We start from the raw sequence: 1,170 nt of genomic DNA, 5'->3' as shown, positions 1-1,170 counted from the left end.
GCGGATCATGGGCGACGATCAGGCGATGACCGGCAAAGCGATCCTCGGCCAGTCCGGTCTCGTCGAAGGCCATGTCCCTGAAGGTCTCGACCAGATCGCTGTAGCGGCGCGCGGGGACGGCCAGGATGAACTCCAGGGTTCGCCCACCCTGCTCGGCCAGCGATGTCAGGGCGTCGATGTTGTCGAGGCTCAGAAGCCCGCGATCGGCCACCAGTATGACGCGCTCGATGGGGAAGCGCTTCAGGACGGTGGCCAGCATGGCCTGCAGCGTCTTGGTCTCGGCTACGTTGCCCGGATGCACAGTATGCATGAGCGGCAACCCCTCGGCGGTCTGCACAACGCCGAGCACGAACTGGCGTGCGATGCCACCGGTCTCCTTGTTCATGCCGTAGGCGCGGATATCGTCGTCAACCTCACCTTCGCCGTGGATGCGCACGGTGGTCAGGTCATAGAAGACGACCGTCAGATCCCTGTCGACCAAAGGGCGGATCTGGCGGGCCAGCTCGGCCTCCACGCGATCGACATTGTCCATGAGCGCGTCCATGGCGCGCAGGAGGTGGTGGTGCTCGACTTTGGCGGGCATCTCGGGCATGGCCACGGTGTCCAGCCAGCGCAGGCAGCCGAGTTTGCTCATGGGATCGCACAGGCGGTTGAAGACCATGGCCCGCACGAGGGCATCTGCCTCGATCTTGCGCCGCCCAGACCGCATGGCACGACCAAGGGCGCGGTCGAGGCCAAGATCCTTCCAAAGCTCGTGCAGGGCGAAGACGTTACCATAGGCCTTGGAGCTTTCGATCTCGACGGGAAACGCCGTGTTGTCGCTCCGCCCGATCGCCCTGTTCAAACCGTTGATCAGGGGATCGAGCTTGGCGGGGTTCAGATCTTCGAGTCGGCCAAGGTTGGCGACGACCCGATGGCGGACCTTGCCCTCTTCGTTGCGATAGCCCTCGACCAGTTGCAGGTACTGGCGCCCGCCGGATCTCGTGATCTTGGTGTACATGTCGCAACATTACGAGACGATGTGTAATGCTTCAATGACTCAATGCGCCATAACGTGCCACAACAGGATTCTCGCCAAAATCTGACCCTCCACACACGGAAAGCCCTTATTTCATTGAAGTCCGCATCGCCAAACCGGGCTCAAATCCATCGCGAAGTGTCGAAGTTGGG

The 1,170-nt window shown here is 61.9% G+C and carries 1 protein-coding gene; it reads right to left on the bottom strand.

Translation table 11 applies throughout. From position 1 onward, the window contains the following. A partial coding sequence (locus C6W91_RS21105; RefSeq protein ID WP_370571605.1) for an IS1634 family transposase occupies positions 1 to 1,000 on the bottom strand: 1,000 nt, incomplete at its 3' end. Positions 1,001 to 1,170 lie beyond the last annotated feature (170 nt).

Source organism: Phaeobacter sp. SYSU ZJ3003, assembly GCF_041300735.1.
GTDB lineage: Bacteria > Pseudomonadota > Alphaproteobacteria > Rhodobacterales > Rhodobacteraceae > Phycobacter > Phycobacter gallaeciensis_A.
Note: the sequence above shows the minus strand (reverse complement) of the source record. Positions and strands in the feature narration are given on the sequence as shown.